This window comes from Streptomyces sp. RKAG293 (assembly GCF_023701745.1).
GTDB lineage: Bacteria > Actinomycetota > Actinomycetes > Streptomycetales > Streptomycetaceae > Actinacidiphila.
In genome coordinates this window covers 8,082,381-8,099,803 of sequence record NZ_JAJOZB010000001.1, presented here as the reverse complement: position 1 = coordinate 8,099,803, position 17,423 = coordinate 8,082,381, and the positions used below count along the sequence as shown (strand labels likewise).

At 73.7% G+C, this 17,423-nt stretch carries 15 protein-coding genes; 1 reads left to right on the top strand and 14 read right to left on the bottom strand.

Translation table 11 applies throughout. The features are described from left to right. Positions 1-11: 11 nt before the first annotated feature. The 3 genes from LNW72_RS35710 to LNW72_RS35700 form a co-directional block, all read right to left on the bottom strand. Positions 12-617, bottom strand: coding sequence for a response regulator transcription factor (locus LNW72_RS35710; protein ID WP_250979177.1), 606 nt, complete (start codon positions 615-617; stop codon positions 12-14). 169 nt (positions 618-786) lie between these two features. Then, complete coding sequence (locus tag LNW72_RS35705; RefSeq protein WP_250979176.1) at positions 787-2,544, bottom strand: fatty acyl-AMP ligase; 1,758 nt, start codon at positions 2,542-2,544, stop codon at positions 787-789. Positions 2,545-2,620: 76 nt separating this feature from the next. After that, complete coding sequence (locus LNW72_RS35700; RefSeq protein ID WP_250979175.1) at positions 2,621-2,899, bottom strand: DUF6059 family protein; 279 nt, start codon at positions 2,897-2,899, stop codon at positions 2,621-2,623. Between the two features lie 209 nt (positions 2,900-3,108). On the opposite strand from LNW72_RS35700, the gene LNW72_RS41810 reads away from it, so the two are divergent. After that, positions 3,109-4,278: a cytochrome P450 gene (locus tag LNW72_RS41810; RefSeq protein ID WP_250979174.1), complete on the top strand. Its 1,170-nt coding sequence runs from the start codon at positions 3,109-3,111 to the stop codon at positions 4,276-4,278. Here the strand turns inward: LNW72_RS41810 and LNW72_RS35690 are convergent. From LNW72_RS35690 to LNW72_RS35640, 11 genes are read right to left on the bottom strand one after another with little or no spacing between them, the layout of a single operon-like run. After that, positions 4,268-4,744, bottom strand: a complete 477-nt coding sequence (locus tag LNW72_RS35690; RefSeq protein WP_250979173.1) for a DUF4260 family protein — start codon at positions 4,742-4,744, stop codon at positions 4,268-4,270. The genes LNW72_RS41810 and LNW72_RS35690 overlap by 11 nt on opposite strands. Then, a complete protein-coding gene (locus LNW72_RS35685; protein ID WP_250979172.1) occupies positions 4,744-5,820 on the bottom strand; it encodes an alpha/beta hydrolase in 1,077 nt (358 codons plus the stop codon). The genes LNW72_RS35690 and LNW72_RS35685 overlap by 1 nt, the downstream gene beginning before the upstream one ends. Continuing rightward, entirely contained in the window at positions 5,817-7,088 is a 1,272-nt protein-coding gene (locus LNW72_RS35680; protein WP_250979171.1) for an FAD-dependent monooxygenase, read from the bottom strand. Before LNW72_RS35680 ends, LNW72_RS35685 begins: the two co-directional genes overlap by 4 nt. Further along, positions 7,085-7,912, bottom strand: a complete 828-nt coding sequence (locus tag LNW72_RS35675; RefSeq protein WP_250979170.1) for a 4'-phosphopantetheinyl transferase superfamily protein — start codon at positions 7,910-7,912, stop codon at positions 7,085-7,087. The genes LNW72_RS35680 and LNW72_RS35675 overlap by 4 nt, the downstream gene beginning before the upstream one ends. Further along, positions 7,905-8,816 carry a 2-oxo acid dehydrogenase subunit E2 gene (locus LNW72_RS35670; RefSeq protein WP_250979169.1) on the bottom strand — a complete coding sequence of 304 codons (912 nt, stop codon included), beginning with the start codon at positions 8,814-8,816 and terminating at the stop codon, positions 7,905-7,907. The genes LNW72_RS35675 and LNW72_RS35670 overlap by 8 nt, the downstream gene beginning before the upstream one ends. Continuing rightward, on the bottom strand, positions 8,813-9,040 hold the full coding sequence (locus LNW72_RS35665) for a phosphopantetheine-binding protein (RefSeq protein ID WP_250979168.1): 228 nt from the start codon (positions 9,038-9,040) through the stop codon (positions 8,813-8,815). The genes LNW72_RS35670 and LNW72_RS35665 overlap by 4 nt, the downstream gene beginning before the upstream one ends. Before the next feature lie 37 nt (positions 9,041-9,077). Beyond that, entirely contained in the window at positions 9,078-10,109 is a 1,032-nt protein-coding gene (locus LNW72_RS35660; protein WP_250979167.1) for a 3-oxoacyl-ACP synthase III family protein, read from the bottom strand. Between the two features lie 29 nt (positions 10,110-10,138). Next, positions 10,139-13,087, bottom strand: coding sequence for a type I polyketide synthase (locus tag LNW72_RS35655; protein WP_250979166.1), 2,949 nt, complete (start codon positions 13,085-13,087; stop codon positions 10,139-10,141). Further along, a complete protein-coding gene (locus LNW72_RS41805) occupies positions 13,084-13,485 on the bottom strand; it encodes an acyl carrier protein (protein WP_308402081.1) in 402 nt (133 codons plus the stop codon). The genes LNW72_RS35655 and LNW72_RS41805 overlap by 4 nt, the downstream gene beginning before the upstream one ends. Before the next feature lie 29 nt (positions 13,486-13,514). Beyond that, positions 13,515-15,323: an acyl-CoA dehydrogenase gene (locus LNW72_RS35645; protein ID WP_250979165.1), complete on the bottom strand. Its 1,809-nt coding sequence runs from the start codon at positions 15,321-15,323 to the stop codon at positions 13,515-13,517. Beyond that, positions 15,317-17,131, bottom strand: a complete 1,815-nt coding sequence (locus LNW72_RS35640) for an acyl-CoA dehydrogenase family protein (RefSeq protein ID WP_250979164.1) — start codon at positions 17,129-17,131, stop codon at positions 15,317-15,319. The genes LNW72_RS35645 and LNW72_RS35640 overlap by 7 nt, the downstream gene beginning before the upstream one ends. Positions 17,132-17,423 lie beyond the last annotated feature (292 nt).

Below are 17,423 nucleotides of genomic sequence, written 5' to 3'. Positions count from 1 at the left end.
GCGTCCGGTCGTTACAGCCAGCCCGCGTCGCGGGCGATCCTGATGGCGTCGACCTTGTTACGCGCGTTGAGCTTGGCGAGGATGGTCGTCAGATAGTTGCGCACCGTGCCGACCGACAGGAACAGCCGGGCGGCTATCTCCACCGCCTCCGCGCCGTTGGCGGTCAGCCGCAGGACCTCGACCTCGCGCCGGGTGAGCGGGTTCTCGCCGGTGTCCCAGGCCGCCAGGGCGAGATGGGAGTCGATCACCCGCTCCCCCGCGCGCACACTGCGGATCGCCTGGGCCAGCTTGGCCGGCGGCGCGTCCTTGAGGATGAATCCGGAGACATGCGCGTCCAGGGCCCGGCGGAGGTTGCCGGGTCTGCCGAGGCTCGTGAGGATCAACGTCCGGCAGGACGGCATCTGCTGATGCAGTTCCGCGGCGGCGGTCAGACCGTCGATGCCCGGAAGATCGATGTCGATCACCGCTACATCGGGGCGCATCCGGACGGACGTCGGCACGATCTCGTCCCCGGACTCCACCTCGGCAATGACCTTGATGTCGACCTCGAGGTTCAGCAGGGCGACCAGCGCACCGCGGACCATGTGCATGTCCTCCGCGAGGAGAACGTGAATCATGCGTCGCGCCTCCCGGCTCCCAACTGCCCACTTCCGGGTGACAGGATCGCAGATTTGGCCACGTTCAGCACACGGATGAGCAGATTACGTGGAGGGCAGGTGCCCAAGAGCGCAGGATATGACGTCCGGACCATGACGAGGAGTTGGCCGGGACCGGCCGGGAACCGGCTCAGCCGTGCCGCACCAGACGCTTCAGGTCCGGATCGACCACCTCGTGCAGCGGCCGCAGCCGGTCGGCGAGGAACAACTGCCGCATGGCGGCGCGCTGCAGCTTGCCGCTGGTGGTCCTGCGCACGGTCCCGGGCCTGACCAGCACCACGTTGCGCACCGGCATCGCGAACTCCCGCGACACCTTCTGCTGCACCTGCGACACCAGGCCGGGCAGGTCGGCGTCGAAGGTGCGCCCGGACCGTACCTCCTGGACCACCACCACGTGCTCGCGGTCGGAGTCGACGGCGAAGACCACCGTCGAGCTGAACAGGGCGCTCACCCGCTGCACGGTGCGCTCCACGTCCTGCGGGTACAGATTGCGCCCGGCGACGATCATGACGTCCTTCAGCCGCCCGGTGACGAACAGCTCGCCGTCGCGCACCACTCCGAGGTCCCCGGTGCGCAGGAAGCCGCTCTCCCCGCTCGCGGTGACCGCCTGGAAGGCGTACGAGGTCTCGGCGGGCCGGTTCCAGTACCCCTGCGCGACGCTGTCGCCACGGATCCAGATCTCGCCTATGGCGCCGGGCATCTTCACCCGGCCGCTCTCCGGGTCGACGATCCGCAGGTCGAAGTCCCGGACCAGACCGGAGCCGACCAGGGTACGGACGGGCCGGCCGGGCGTGGGGTCCTCCAGCCGGTGGCGCTCCAGCGCGGCGGCGTCCACCGGGAGTTGGGGCGCCCGGCTGCCGGGGATGCCGCCGGACACCAGCAGCGTCGCCTCCGCCATCCCGTAGCAGGGGTAGAGCGCCGAGGGGTCGAGACCGGCGGGCCTGAACTTCTCGGCGAAGGCGCAGAGCGTCTCGGCCCGCACCGGCTCGGCCCCGTTGACGGCGTTCTCCCAGCGGGAGAGGTCCAGTTCGGCGACCTGCTCGTCGGTGACGCGCTGCACGCACAGCTCGTAGGCGAAGTTGGGGCCGCCGCCGGTGGTGATCCCGTACTCGGAGACCATCTGCAGCCAGCGCACGGGACGCCGTACGAAACTCATCGCCGGCATGATCACGCCCTGTGCGCCCAGCCACAGCGGGTGCAGCAGATGGCCGACCAGGCCCATGTCGTGGTGGAAGGGCAGCCAGCCGCCGATCCGGGACCGGGCGCCGGTGCCCATCGCCCGCTGGATCGCCCGCTGGTTGGCGAGCAGATTGCGGTGCGAGATCATCACGCCCTTGGGCTCGCTGGTGGAGCCCGAGGTGTACTGCAGGAAGGCCAGGTCGTCCAGCGAGAGGTCCGGGCGCCGCCAGTCGTCCGGGTCGGCCGGCGCGATGGCGTCGGCGGGCAGCGCGTCGGTCGCCAGGCACACCACGTCGCCGTGGCCTGCCTCGGCCAGCAGCTGGGAGATGACCGGCGCGTGGCGGGAGTCGGTGAGCGCGAACGACGCGGCGGAGTCCTTGACGATGCCGACGACGCGTTCGATGTGCCGGCGGGTGCCGCCGGGCGGCGGGGCGGGCACCGCGACCGCTCCGGCGTACAGACAACCGAGGAAGCAGGCGATGAACAGCGGACCCTGGTCCTGCAGTATCAACACCCGCTTGCCGGCCGCGTTGTGGTCCTGCAGCCAGGCGCCCAGCCGCCGGGCCTCCCGGTCGAGCCGGCCGTAGGAGATCCGGTCGACCTTCGCGGCCCCGTCCCTGGCCTCCCCGATGAAGGCGAAGGCCTCTTGGCCGGTCCGCGCCTCGGCCTGCTGCCGCACTAACTCTGCGAAGTCCGCTTGTCCAGACAAGGCTGCTCCCCCGTTGGCGTCGCCGTACGGGGTCAGAATGGGCGCGTCGCCTCAAACTCGCCTCGAACCTGAGTGGTCAGGAGCGTTCGAACCCGTGCACAAGGCCCAGCTGGCGGGCCGCCTCGCGTTCGAAGGAGCTCAGCGGGACATCCGGACGGAGGGCCTCCGGGTGCCCGGCGACGGGACCGCCGAAACTCGGCACCGGCTGGCGCTGCTGCTGCCGTCCCAGCCCCGCGGTGCGGCCCGACGGGTAGAGGTACGGGGTGATGGGCACGTAGAACGTCCCGTAGGTCACCAACGCCCGGTAGACCGGGCCCAGGAAGTAGGTGACAGACCACTTGGCGAGCTGGCTCATCTAAGGCCTCCGTGGGATTCCGCGCCTCTGTCCGGCGCTGCGTCCATGGTGTCCGCGACCGCTCAAGGACGACTCCAGCACGAGTCATGGAAGTTCTGATCCGCTGCCACCGGATTTCCTTGACGGGACGTCGACCGGATCACGAGCCCCGCGGCGGACGCTCGGCCGGGGCGCGCTCCGGCGCTCCACCGCCCCCGAGGAGTGTCACTGTGACCACCTACCCGCCGCCCCGGCCGTCCGCGACGCAGGTGCCACCGGCCTACCAGGAACTCCGCGCGGGCTGCCCGGTCGCCCGGGTCACCCTGCCCAGCGGCGACCCGGGGTATCTGGTGAGCCGTTACGAGGACGTCCGTGAAGTGCTCGGCGGCGCCGACTTCAGCCGTGCGGCCACCGTCCTCCCGCAGGCCCCGAAACTGACCGCGATGCCGTTCGACGCGGGTGGCCTGTTCACCCTGGACCCGCCCGAGCACACCCGGCTGCGGGCCCTGGTCACCGCCGAGTTCACCGCGGGCCGGGTGCGCGCGCTGCGGCCGCGGATCGAGCAGGCCGCCGAGCGGCTCGTCGACGGGATGATCACCGCGGGTGAGGGCGTCGACCTCATCGGCGCCTACGCGTTCCCGCTGCCCGCCTTCGTCATCTGCGAGCTGCTGGGCGTGCCCTACGAGGACCGGGACCGCTTCCGCGGCTGGTCCGACGCGCTGCTGTCGCTCACCGCGCACTCCCCCGAGGTGATGCGGGCCAACCGTGACGAACTGGTGGGGTATCTCGCGGACCTGGTCGGCGCCAAGCGCCGCGAGCCCGGCGACGATCTGCTCAGCGCGCTGGTGCAGGCGCACGACGAGCACGGCAGCCTCAGTCATCTGGAACTGCTCACGATGGCGATGACGCTGCTGGTCGCCGGGCACGAGACGACCGCCGGAATGATCGGCACCTGCGTGTTCACCCTGCTGCGCGAGCCGGACGGCTTCGCGACGCTGCTGCGCCGGCCCGCCTCCGTGGTGGAGGAGCTGCTGCGCCACAACCCGATGGGCGACGGCGGCCCGCTGCGGGTGACCCTGCGCGACACCGAGGTCGCGGGCGTGCCGATCCCCGCCAACAGCGCCGTCATCGCCTCGATCTGCTCCGCCAACCGCGACGAGCGGGTCTTCCCGGACGCGGACACCTTCCACCCCGGCCGGCCCGGCCCGTCGCATCTGGCGTTCGGTCACGGCGTCCACCACTGCCTGGGCGCGCCGCTGGCCCGCGCCGAACTGGAGATCGCGCTGACGACGCTGGCGCGCGCGCTGCCGAAGCTGCGGCTGGCCGTTCCCGAGCAGGACATCACGATGCACACCGGACTGCTGGTGAACCGGCTGACGGCGCTGCCGGTCACCTGGTGACGTGGCCGGCCGCGTCCCGCGGTCCGTAACCGCAGGCGCGGTCCCAGCCGATGTGCCCGAGCCAGGCGAGACCCGCGACGGCGAGGCGGCGGCGCCCGGTGAGCGCCGCCGCCGTCAGCAGGACGGCCGGGACCGCGGGCGAGTGCAGCAGGTTGTACGGGCGCACCGCGTAGGACGGCATCCGGTGCCAGGTGGGCGCGCCGGCGATGCCGATCAGCAGGGCGGTGTCCGGCGCCACCGCGCAGAACCACAGCACCTTGTCGCGTGTCCCGCCCAGCGCCACCGCCCCGCCCAGCGCGCTCAGGCCCACCGCCAGGCTGACCGCCCGCCCGGCCGGGTGGCGGTGCGCCCAGGTGGCGGGAGCGCCGCTCCAGTGGGCGGGGGCGGGTGCCCGGTCCGGGACGCGGCCCCGCGAGGCGGTGGGCGCGACCGGCGGGACGGTTCCGCTGCCGGGGTTCGGGGGCATCAGGCGGCTTCCGGTACCGCGCCGGGCGCCGCCGGTGCGGCGGCGGCGAGCGCGGCCCCCAGCAGTAGTCCGCGGGTGTGGTCGAGATGGGCGGGCGCACCGTGCACGTCGTCGAGGACCGTCACCTCGCCCGGGACGGCCGCCCTCCGGAGCACGGCGGCCTCGCCCAGCGGCACGATCTCGTCGCGCAGGGCGGCGATGTAGTGGACGGGGATCCGCAGCGCACCGAGCTCCTGGTCGGTGAGGCCCCAGCCGCGGGTGTACCCGAAGACGAGGGACGGCGGGACGCCGGTGGTGTGGGCCAGCGCCGCGAGGGTGGTGCGGGGCACCTGGCGCTGCCAGGCCTCGTCCTCGAAGAACAGCCGCAGCGGGGCACCGACGGTGGCCACACAGGCCAGCCGGGAGTCCACCAGGGCGCAGCGCAGCGCGAGATGGCCGCCGAAGCTGAGCGCGATGGCAGCGGTGCGGCTGACATCGGCGCGGCCGGACAGCGCGTCGAGGATCGCGGAGAGCATGCGCGGGGAGCGCGGTCCGTACGGCACGGTGTTCTCGCCCACGCCGGGCAGTTCGGTGACGGCGAGCGCGACGCCGAACGCCTCGGCGTGCACCAGCAGCGGCGCCCACTGCTCCTTGACGCTGACGATGCCGCCCATGACGACGATCAGCGGTTTCGGGTCGGTGGCCGACAGCCCGGCGGTCCAGCAGACGGCGGTGCCGTCCTCGAGCGGGACCTCCAGCCGCTCGATGCCGGCGTTCTGTTCCGCGCGCCAGGTGTCGAACGCCGCGACACAGCGGCGCTGGGCCTCCTGGCGGGGCGCGTCCCCGGGGTAGGGGAAGCGGGCCATCGCGTAGTGGCGGGAGGCCTCCAGGTGCAGTCCCTGGCCGGCCAGCCGGTCGCCCTCCGCGCACCAGACGCGTCCCCAGGAGCGCGGACGGTCGCCCCACGGCTCGGTGATCCGGGCCAGCAGCTCCTGGGCGGCGCCGGGTTCGATGCCCTGGGCCTGTGCGTGCAGCAGGGACAGCCCGCGCAGTTCCTCCAGGCCGATGGCGTCGTCGGCACCGAGCCGTGTGGTCATGTCCGTGCCTCCTGCTCGTGCTCGTCGTGGTCCTCGCGCCGTGCGCCGCGGGCCCGTTCGGCCCGCTGGTCGGCGAAGTACGCCGGCTCCAGCATCCGGGCGCGCAGCCGGGCGGAGCCGTCGAGCGCCCGGTAGACGCCGCGGCGCACCGCCACGGCGGCCGGGGCCGACCAGGTGAAGATCCGCTCCTGGCGCAGTTGCAGCCGCCGGGAGCGGGCCACCTCGCGGGACCGCTGTCGCTGGAACTGTGCCGTGGCGCGGTCGAGTCCGGCTGGTTCCCCGCTGTGGAGCGCGGCGGCGGCCAGCGGCGCGAGGGCTGCCGCGTCGGCGAGGGCGTGGTTGACGCCCTGCCCGAGGACGGGCGACAGGGTGTGCGCGGCGTCGCCGATCAGTACGGCGCCCGGCGCCGACCAGTGCGGCACGGTGGTGCTGAAGATGTCCAGCAGCGCGGTGTCGGACCAGTCCCGCAGCGTCTGCCGGGCGGGCGCCGCCAGTTCGGGGGCGAGCTCGCCGAGCCGCTCGTGCAGCGCGTCCAGTCCTGACCTGCGCAGTTCGCGCAGCCCGCCCTTGGGGATGTTGAGGCCGACCCGGACGGTGCCGCCGGAGTCGGGGAGCAGCAGGGCGTGCCGGTCGCCGCGGATCCGGATCCGGTAGGCCGCGTCCGTCCACTCGACGGGGCGCGGCAGCCGCATCCAGATCACGTCCCGGTCCAGCGGCCGCACGTGGGCGTCGAGTTCGGCGAGTTGGCGGATCTTTCCGTAGCGGCCGTCCGCGCCGACGGTGAGCCGGGCGCGGATCTCGCACTCCGCCCCGCCGGGCCCGGCGGCCCGCACGCCGGCGGTCCTGCCGTCCGTGGACAGCAGGCCCTTGGCGGTCCAGCCGCGCAGCATCCGGAAGCCGTCCTGGCGCTCCGCCGCGGCCTCGATCTCGGCGAGCAGCAGGGACTGCGGGATCTCCAGCGGGAAGCGGTACGGATAGGGGAAGGACTCGAAGCCGACGTCGAGTACGGTCCTGCCGCCGTCGGCGACCTCCAGCCGGCGCACCGGCAGGGCGATGGCGCGCAGCGGTTCCAGGACGCCGCAGCGGTCCAGCAGCCGGACGCCGTCCGGGGACAGCGACTCGCCGCGGAAGTCGCGGCGGCCGCCGGCGGAGCGTTCCAGCACGGTCGTGCGCACCCCGAGCCGGACCAGTGCGAGGGCCAGCGCGAGTCCGGCCGGCCCGCCGCCGACCACGACCACGTCGGTCCCGGCGGGCGGCGGGGCGGTCATGCCGCCACTCCGGCTCCGGTCAGCGGCACGTCCGTCGCGGCGGTGGCCTCGGCGGCCGGCTGCGGCGCCTCGGCCGGCTGGTGCAGCAGCGCGGTGACCAGGCCATCGTCGAGCATGGTGCCGGCCCGGGTGTCGTCGGTGTCGCCGAATCCCGCGTCGTACAGCGCCCAGCTGGCGGTGTAGCGGCCTTCGACGCGGCAGGTGCCGAACGCCCACTCCTCACCGGTGCCGGGCGAGCCGTCCGGTCTGAGCACTTGGACCGGATGCCCGCTGGGGCCGAAGCCGAACTCGTTGAACCGGAACCGCATGCCCTGGCCGATGGCCTTGCTGTACGCCTCCTTCAGCGTCCACAGCCGCACCATCTCCTGGTTGCGGTCGCTCTCCCTGACCTGGGACAGCATGGTGCGCTCGTACGGGGTGCACACCTGCCGTTCGATGCCGGAGACCAGCATGGAGCGGTCCTCCAACTCGGCGTCCACCCCGATCCAGCCGCGCCGGGTGATGCCGACCAGCAGCAGTTCCTCGGTGTGGCTGAGGCTGATGTCGATCTGGTCGCAGCCGCGCAGATAGGGGCGGCCGCCGGGCTTGTAGGCCAGCTCCACGGTGGCGGGCGGGGCCTGGATCGCCTGTGCCGCCACGTGTTTGAGCAGCAGCCGGGAGGCGGCGAAGCGCTCCCGCACATGGTGGTGGCGCATCGCCTGGTAGCGGTGCCAGTCCCGGCCGAGCACCGGGCGCAGCTCCGGGTCGTCGAGGTTCTCGGGCACCCAGTCCGACAGCAGGGCGTGGACCATGACGCTGCCGCGCTCGTTCAGCGCCTCAACCACGCGGTGCCACGGGCCTTCCGGACTGGTCACCCTGATGGGCCGGCCGATCACCGGAACGGCGTTGGGGGGCGTCCCACCCCCCGGGAAGAGCGGCATCGCATGCCTCCAGGAGTAGTGCCAGGTCGTCCAGTACGTCGGCGGCCGCCGCGCCGTCGAGCACGCGGTGGTCGAAGGTCAGACCCAGGCGCAGCACCGGCGCCACGGCGACTCGCGTCGCACGGGCCACCGGAACCTCGGCGATCCGGCCCGCGGTCAGGGTGACCGCGGTACCACCGTAGGAGTGGAAGGTGTCCACCCTGCGGTGGCCGAGAGAGCTGACCGCCACGGTCCCGAGCAGCTCGGCCCGGCGGGCCCGGCTGCTCACGGCCGTCCGGAAGGCGAGGTGCCCGAGCGGCGGGGGCAGCCGGCCGAGCCGGCGCACCCCCTCCGCTCCGGGCAGGTCCTCGGCGGCTCCGTTCCGGTGGCGGTCGACGAGTTGCTGGATTCCGGCCAGGTCCAGCCGGTCCACGTCGGGCAGCACCGCCACCCGCACCGCGCGCCGGCCCTCGTCGGCGGTTCCGCTGTCGAGGGCCAGCTTCGCGTGCACCCGTTCGTAGCGCAGGGTGCGCGGCACGATCCCGCCGGCCGTCGTCGCGTTGGCCTCCGGGTGGTCGGCCAGTACCCGGCCGGCGGCGTACAGCAGATAGCTCACGACGGAGTACCGGCGGCCCTCGGCACGGGCCGCGGCCCGGTGTGCCTGAACGCCGGTCATGTCGATGTCGGCGCCCAGGTGTACGGGGGCGGCGGCGCGGGCCCACCGCAGGAAGTACCGGGTGTGGCGGCGGGCACGGTCGGATCGCGCGGTGTCCTGGCGGGTCGCGGCCCGGCCGGTCCCGGCCTGACCCGAGGCGGCCTGGGGCGTCACAGCCCCGCCGCCAGCGCGTGGATCTCGGCGAGGCTGCCGGCCGTGACGAGCTCGGCGACCGGCAGCGGCCGGCCGGCCTCCTCCTCCAGTACCGCGACGAGCCGGAACAGCAGCAGCGAGTCCCAGCCCGGGAGCGCGTCCAGCGGTGCCCCGGCGTCCTCCGGGCGCAGGAACAGGCCCAGTTCCCGGTTGAGCAGGGTGATCATGTCCTCGACTCCTGTCACTGTGCCTCCTCCTTCATTCGGTTGTGCCGCACGGTCCTCATGACGCCTCCAGGGCGAAGCCGGCCGATATCCACCGGCTGGACTCGACGCAGGCGCACAGCGCCCGCGCGCCCGGGGTCAGCAGCGGCAGCAGTTGTTCCAGCTGGCTCATGACGAGGGCGTTCCCGGTGTTCCCGGTGTCGGCGACGCAGGAGATCTCGACGGCCTTCTCGACCCCGAGCCGCTCGCGGAGCGCCGCGGTGATCCGCCGGGTCATCAGACCGCCGAGCTGCGGGGGCAGCAGATAGCCGAGTTCGGACGCGGACCAGCCGAGGGTGTCCAGCAGATCGGTGCAGACCCGCTGCGCCAGTTCCGGGACCAGGCACTCGACGGCCTTGTAGTCCTCGGAGACCGGCGGCAGCGCGCTGTCACGGTCGGCCGCGCCGTACCACTCGACGTGCTGGCCCGGCGGCTGGCCGGGCAGAGCGAGTCGGTTCCCGAGCCCGTGGAAGGCGGCGCTGCCGGGGGCCGGGGCGGCGCTCACCACGGCGGCGCCCGCGCCGTCGCCGAAGATCACGTAGTTGACGAGCTGGGCGGGCGGCATCCGGCGGAAGTCCTGCTCCAGATCCAGGTGTTTGGCGCAGACGTCCCCGCCGAGCACCAGTCCGTACGGCCCGCCGCCGGACCCGGCGGGTTCCTGGGCGAGCAGCGCCTCGGCGAGGGTGAACGCCTGGACGGCGCCGGAGCAGCCCGACTGGAGCTGATAGGCGGGGATGCCGGCGGCGCCCAGCCGGTCCGCGACGACGGCGGCCGTGGTGGGCATCAGGGAGTCCGGGGTCGCGGTGGCCAGCACCACGAAGGAGAGGTCGCGCACGGTCAGTCCGGCCCGCTCCAGACCGCGGACGGCGGCCTGTTCGCACAGGTCGGCCAGCAGGCAGCCGACGCCGCCCGCGAGGTCCACGGCGAAGTGCCGGGTCCGGGTGCCGATGAACATCTCCACCCACTCGGCGGACAGCCCGAGCCGCCCGGCCAGCGCGTCGTTGCCGATCGCCGGGCCGGGCAGCGCGGTGGCCGCCGCGAGCAGGTGCATGCCGGGCTCCGGGGGCGGGCGCCCGGTCATCAGGCGGGGACCCGGGCGAGCTGCTCACGCAGATAGCCGATGAGGGTTGTGACCGAGACCAGGCTCGACATCATCTCCGGGATCGACAGCTCACCCAGCGCCGGTACCGCCTCCTCCAGCCGGTACTTGAGCTCCATGAACATCACCGAGTCGAAGCCCAAATCGTCGTAGAACCGGTCGTCGTCGCGCAGGGTGCCCTCCTCGGCGCCGGTGATCCCGGCGACCGTCTCGCGCACCGCCTCGGCGAGCCCGCCGCCGTCGTGCTCGGGCGCCCGCGGGCCGGAGTCGGCGCGCACCAGCGACAGGACCGGGCTCCCCGGTTCACCGGCCGGCGCCGCCGCGGGCCTGGGGGGCTCGTGCCAGAACCGGGCCGTGGTGTCGAAGCTCTGCGGTGCGAGCCGGGCGTGGACCTGGTCCTCGGGACGGTAGAGCCGCTCCCAGCGGATGTCGACGCCGGCGGTGTAGAGCGCGGCGGCCGCCTCGGCCGCGGTCAGCGCGCCGCTCTGGGCGTCGCGGACCACCGAGATCCCGGGCAGCGCGCTGCCACCGGGCAGCCGCCGGGCGAGCGGCAGCAGGACGGGCTTGGGGCCGAGTTCGACGAGGTGCGTGACGCCGGAGCCGAGCAGCGCGGCGGCGGCGTCGGCGAACTTGACGGTGCCGGTGATGTGCTCGCACCAGTAGTCGGCGTCGAGCGGCCGGCCGGCGAGCAGTCCGCCGCGGACGGTGGAGAAGAACGGCAGTCGCGGCTCTCCCGCGGTGATCCGGTCGGCCGTCGTGCGGAAGCCGGGCAGCACCGGGTCCATCAGGACCGAGTGGAAGGCGTGCGAGACCTTCAGCGGGGTGCAGCCGACGCCGCGCGCGCCGAGCTGGTCGCGGATCCTGCCGATGGCCGTCAGATCACCCGACAGCACGGACGCGGCGGCGCCGTTGGCGGCGCCCAGGCCCACCAGCGGTTCGCTCGCGAGGACTTCGCGCAGGTCGTCGGGGTGTGCCCGCACCGCGAGCATCCCGCCGCCCTCCGGCAGCGCCTCCATGGCGGTGCCGCGGGCCGCGACGAGCGCCGCGGCGTCCTCCAGGCCGAGCGCGCCCGCGGTGACGGCCGCCGCGAACTCGCCGATGCTGTGCCCCAGTACGGCGCCGGGCCGCACTCCCAGCTCCTCCAGGTAGCCGGCCAGCGCGTACTGCACGGCGAAGACGGCGGGCTGGGTCCAGCCGGTGCGGTGCACCCGTTCGTCGCGGTCGAGCAGCAGTTCGGTGATCGATCCGCCGAGGTGCGGTTCCAGGGCCAGGGAAGCCTCGTCGAGGTGGCGCCGGTAGAGCGGCGACTCGCGGTACAGCCGGCTGGTCATCCCCGGGTACTGGGCGCCCTGGCCGGTGTAGAGGAACGCCACGACCGGGGGTTCCGGCGGTTCCGGCACCCCCTCCCCCGCCTCCGCGGCGGCGTCGAGCGCGGCGGCGAGCCCGGCGGTGTCCTCGGCGGGGATCGCGATCCGGTACGCCATGCCGGTACGGGTCAGGTTGCTGGTCCAGCACAGCGGGGTGACCGGCTCCTGGGCGCGCGCCGCGAGCGAGCGGGCCTGGACGACGAGGTTGCGGCGCAGCGCCTCGGCGTTGGGCGCGGTCAGGGTGAAGACCCCGGGGTGCTCGCCGTCTTCGGCGTCCCGGTCCTGCGGGACGGGAGGAGCGGTCGGGCGGGGTGCGGAGGACAGCACCACATGGGCGTTGCTGCCGCCCATGCCGAAGCTGGAGACGGCGGCGAGCATCTCGCCCTCGGGCAGCGGCAGCGGTTCGGTCAGCAGCCGCAGGCCGTGCGCCGCCAGGTCGAGTCCCGGGTGCTCGCCGCCCGCGGTCCTGACCGGCGGGACCAGCCGGTGCTCCAGCGCCAGCACGGCCTTGATCAGGCCCGCGATGCCCGCCGCGCCCTCGGCGTGGCCGATGTTGCCCTTGACCGAACTGATCGCGCACGGTTCCGGCCGCAGTCCGCCGTACACGTCGCCGAGCGCGCGGGCCTCGATGAGGTCACCGACGGGGGTGCCGGTGCCGTGCGCCTCGACCCAGCCGATCCGCTGCGGCTCGACCCCGGCCCGCCGGCAGGCGGCCTGGATGACCTCGCGCTGGGCGCGCCGGGACGGGGCCATGATGCCGTTGCTGCGGCCGTCCTGGTTGACGGCGCTGCCCAGCAGCAGCGCCCGGACCGGCCGGCCCGCTGCGCGGGCGCCCGCCAGTCGCTGCAGGACCACCGCGCCGACGCCCTCGGCCCGGCCGATGCCGTTGGCCTGCGCGCCGAAGGGCTTGCAGCGGCCGTCCGGGGCGGCGAGCCCGGACTGCCCGTAGATCTCGTCGAGGACGTCGGACATCACCAGGTTGACCCCGCAGGCCAAGGCGATGTCGCATTCGCCGGACAGCAGCGCGCCCATCGCGAGGTGCACGGCGATCAGCGCGGAGGAGCAGGCGGAGTCGACGGTGAGGCTGGGGCCGCGCAGGTCCAGCTGGTACGAGAGCCGGTTGGCGAGGATCGCCCGGCCGGCGCCGGTGCCGGTGCGCGGGGTGATCGCCGCGTCGTCGGCCAGCCGCAGCCGGGACCAGTCGTCGGCCATGGCGCCCACGTAGATGCCGGTGCCGCTGCCGGCCAGGTCCCTGGGGTTGACGCCGGCGTCCTCCAGTGCGCGCCAGGCGGTCTGCAGCAGCAGTCGCTGCTGGGGGTCCATGGCGGCGGCCTCGGCGCGGCCGATGCCGAAGAAGGCGTGGTCGAACGCGTCGGCGTCGTCGATGAATCCGCCGTCGGGCCGGGCCGCGGGCCCGCTCGCCCGCCGGGTGTCCCCGACCCGGCGGGAGGCGGGTCTCGGCCCGACCCCGTCGGCTCCGGCGGCGAGCAGGTCCCAGTACGCCCCCGGGTCGGGGGCCCCTGGGAAGCGGCAGTCCAGGCCGAGAACGGCGATCGGGTTCACCGCGGTCCACCTCCCGGGGTGTTCCGCGGCCGGCCCGCCGTCCCGGGGGTGTCGCGGGGGTCGCTCGGGTCGCCGCCCGCCTGGTTCCCGCCGATCGGTTCGCCGTAGGGGGCCTGCGTCAGCGGGCCGGTGGCGCTGCGGGCGGATTCGGAGGCCAGATAGCGGGCGAGGGACTGCACCGTGGGGTGGTCCCAGGCCACCGTCGGCTCCAGGTAGAGGCCGAATGCGTCCTCGATGTCACCGAAGATGCTCAGCGCGGCGACCGAGTCGATGCCGTACTCCGCGAAGGGCACGCTGATGTCGATGTCCGCCGGGGGGCGCCGCAGGTACTGGCCGAGCTTCTCCAGGAGCCACCCGCGGAACTCCCGCTCCTGGACGGCGCTGCCGGGAACCACCATGTCCGACTCCTCTTGTGTCTCGGTGCCGCTCAACCGGCCAGGGGGCTGTCGTAGAGGTCGTAGCTGCGTTCGCCGTGGTAGCGGTCCAGGACCTCGCCGAGCAGCCAGTCCACCTCGTCCCGGGTGCGTTCCGGGACGGGCAGCCCCAGCCGCCGGGCGATCCGGGCGAGCGCGGCCGTCGGCCAGGCCGGGTCGGCCAGGAACGGCGAGCCGCCCCCCAGTTGTTCGCGCCATACGTTCAGGACGGCGGATCCCGCGAGCACCAGGGCGTACCGGTCGGCGAGCGCGTAGGCGTGCGGGCTGGCCAGTACGGTGCGGTCCTCGGGCGGCATCTCCGTGCACTCGCCCTGCAGTTCGCGCAGTTCCTCGACGAGCGAGCGGACGAGTTCGATCAGCGCGGCCGCGTCCGTCCCCCCGCTGCCGGTGGCGCGCAGCCAGTCGTACCCGGTCACCAGGGAGGCGGCGAGCGCGTCGCCGTCCGCCGCGAGCGACAGCCGGCTCGTGTCGAGCGGCGGCAGCCCCTCCCAGCTGCGGAACAGCGAGGCGGGGGCGGGTTCGCCGGCGAACCACGACTTGCGGGCCAGCCGCGGCAGTTGCGGGATGATGGTGGCCTGGCAGGCGGCGGTCCCGGCGTGTCCGAGGCTGGTCATCGGCAGGTCGCGTACGTGCTTCTGGAAGATGCCGTACTCGCCGTTGCGCACGTAGAAGTTGGCGCCCAGCACGATCGAGAGGTCGTAGGTGGCGTCCTGGAGGAACTTGGGCACCAGGTACTTCACCACCGCCGCGTACACGCTGGTCTGGCCGGGCAGCAGATGGACCGCCCGGGTGGCGGCCAGCGCGAGGGAGTCGCAGATCAGCAGGTCGGTGAAGGCGCCCGCCACGGTGGACCGGGCGTGCGGGATCTCCAGTACGGAACGTCCGTACAGCTGCCGGTCCACGGCGAAGCCGACGACGGTGCGCAGCGCCGTGTCGGCACCGGCCAGCACCATCGCGGGGATGGCGCTGCGGGTGATCTGGAAGGACCGCAGGGCGATCTCCACGCCTTCGCCGAGACCGCCGACGAGCGCGTCGCCGGGCAGCGGGCAGTCGCGGAAGTGGAAGCCGCCGATCTCGCAGCCCTTCACCCCGACCGTGCGGTAGCGCGGCAGGTGCTCGAACCGGTCGGCGGGCAGCACGCCCTTGTCGACGAGCAGCACCGAGTGGCTGCGGGCGCCGGCCTCCTTCGCGGTGCGGCTGAACAGCACGAGGGCCTCGGCGCGCCCGGCGTTGTTGATCACTTCCTTGCGGCCGTCCAGCCGGAAGCCGGTTCCGTCGGGGAGTGCGGTGAACTCGTTGCGGACGAAGTCGTTGCCGTGGGCCAGCTCGTGGTAGGCGATGGCCAGCCGGCCGCCGCCCATCAGCAGGTCGGCGGTCCAGCGGCGCTGCTCCGGCGTGCCGGCCGCCCACACCGCGACCGCGGCGAGGAAGGACGTCACGCCGTAGCCCAGCGCCAGTGAGGCGTCCCGGCGGAAGACCGGGCGCAGCACGCGGGCGAGGGTGTCCACCCGGGCGAGCCGCCCGCCGAGTTCCACCGGCACGAACTCGTGGTTGAGGCCGAAGCCGGTGAGCGCGTCCTCCGCGGAGGGGAGGAGTTCGCTGCGGTCGTCGGCGGCGAGCAGCGCGTCGTGCCCGAAGGGGTTGTCCGGGTCGCGGGGGTCGCCGAGCAGTTGCTCCAGTTCGGCGACCCTGGCCTGGATGGCGACTTCCGCCGGGTCCACCGACCGGAGCCCGGCCGGCTGCGCCGGCGCGGCGTCCGGGACGGGACCCGGCTGCGGGCGGGAGCTGTTGTCCTTCAGCATGATGGCGGTCCCTCGGCTATCGGGCAGGGCAGCAACGAGAAGAGACTGCCGTCCTGGTACTGCTGGGTCAGCTGTGTGTAGAGCCGCTCGAACAGCGGGTCCTCCGCGGCGCCCGCGGCCGGGCGCGCCTCCAGGCGGGCCAGCAGCCGGTTCAGTACGGCTTCGAGCCACAGACCGTCCTGCCAGAGCCCGCCGGTCCCGCCCGCCTCGGCCTCACGGTGGCTGTGCAACCACAGGCCCAGGCAGGCGGCCCCGGCGAAGCAGAGCCCGTACTTGCGTGCGTCGGTGAAGCTCTCGGGTGACGCGGCCGCCACCGTTTCCATCCGGCGGGCGATCCTGCGGTGCAGCGCGTCGGCCGCCACCCGCAGTTCCGCGGCGCACCGGGCGGCGCCGCCGAGCGCCGGGTCGAGCAGCGCCGCGTCCGCCAGCCGTGTCACGGAGGCGGGCAGGGTGCCCAGGACGCTGCTGCCGTAGCGGGAGAGCAGGGTGAGCCGCTCCGGGTCGAACGGCGGCAGCGGCCGGCTCAGGTTGAACAGGGTGCCCAGCCGCGGGCGGTGGTCCAGCGGTCCGAGGTAGTTGCGGGCCAGGGAACGGAACTGCGCCACCAGCGAGTACTGGTTGACGAGGGTGTTGCCGTCGAAGATGCCGACGATGCGGTGGTCGCGGGCCACCTTCTGGAAGCTGCCGTGCGCGAACTCGCCCGACAGGAACGACCGTGCGCCCAGCAGGGATCCCAGCGAGGCGACCTGTCCGTCGATGATGGTCGGCACGAGGTACTTGGCGACGGCGGAGGTGACGCTCAGCTCGCTCGGCAGGGCGTGGATGCTGCGGGTCGCGACCGTGCTCAGCGCCTCGCAGACCAGCAGGTCGGCGTAGGCCTCGGCCAGGGTGCGCCGGGTGAGCGGGAGTTCGGTCAGCCGTCGGCCGTAGAGCACCCGCTCACTGGCGAACTCCATGGCCAGCCGCAGCGCGTGGTCGGCCGCGCCGAGTGAGAGCGACGGGCAGAGCGTACGGGTGAGCTGGAGCGACTTGAGGAGCAGCTCCGCACCGCCGCCGGCCCCGCCGACCACCGCCTCCGGTCCCACCACGGCGTCCTGGATGACGACGCCGCTGATGTCCGCGCCGCGGATGCCGTGGGTGGGCACCTTGGGCAGGCAGCGGTAGGTCTCCTCGGGCAGTTCCTCCTTGTCGAGGAGGAGCAGGGTGAAGCCGCGCGGGCCGCCGACGGGCGACGTACGGGCGAGCAGGCTGAGCAGCCGGCCGCGGGTGGCGTTGTTGATCAGCCACTTCTCACCGTTGACGCGGTAGCCGGGGCCGACCGGCTCCGCGGTGAGCTCGCCCGCCATGATGTCGCTGCCGTGGGTGCGCTCCGTCAGCCCGAGCGAGACCCGGGCACCGGCCTTGACCAGCGCACCGAGCCGGACCGCCGCCGCGTGGTCGCCGGAGACCCACACCGACACCGAGCCGAGGAAGGTCTTGCCGTGTCCGACGGCGACCGTCAGATCGCGCCGGGCCAGCATCCGGATGAGCTGCTGCAGGTCCTCGAAGCCGGTGAGGACCCCGCCGTAGTCGGCGGGCACGTAGTAGTCGGCGAGGCCCCAGGCGTCGAGGGCGGCACACGCCTCGTCGGGGAACTCCTCGGCGTCGTCCAGCCGGACGGCCTCCTGGTAGGAGAAGACGGTGGCCGGGTCGCCCGGGTCCCCCAGCTCCCGGTCGAAGCGGGCCGCCAGCTCCCAGGACGAATGGCTCAGGTGCGGGACCGCCGGGGCGCCTTCCCCGGCACCGGCGCGCCGCAGGACCGTCACCATGGCCGCCGTCCCGGCTTGTGGAACGTCGCGCGTACGTTCACAGCAGGTTCCTTTCGGGTCACTCCGGGCGATGCGTCCGAGGATGTGTACCGGCCCTCGAATCCAGCTCAAGGGGGCGTCCACGCTGTGGGTTGATGAGAAGAATTCAGCCCGCCGTTACCGGCCGGTCGCCGGTGCCGCCCGGACTTCTGCGGCACGCTGGAGGGAAGGGAACCGCGCGGGACGTCCACCGAGGATCCGCGGGCGGCTCGCGGCGGACAGCCGGCCGCGCCGACCGGGCGGATACGTGGAC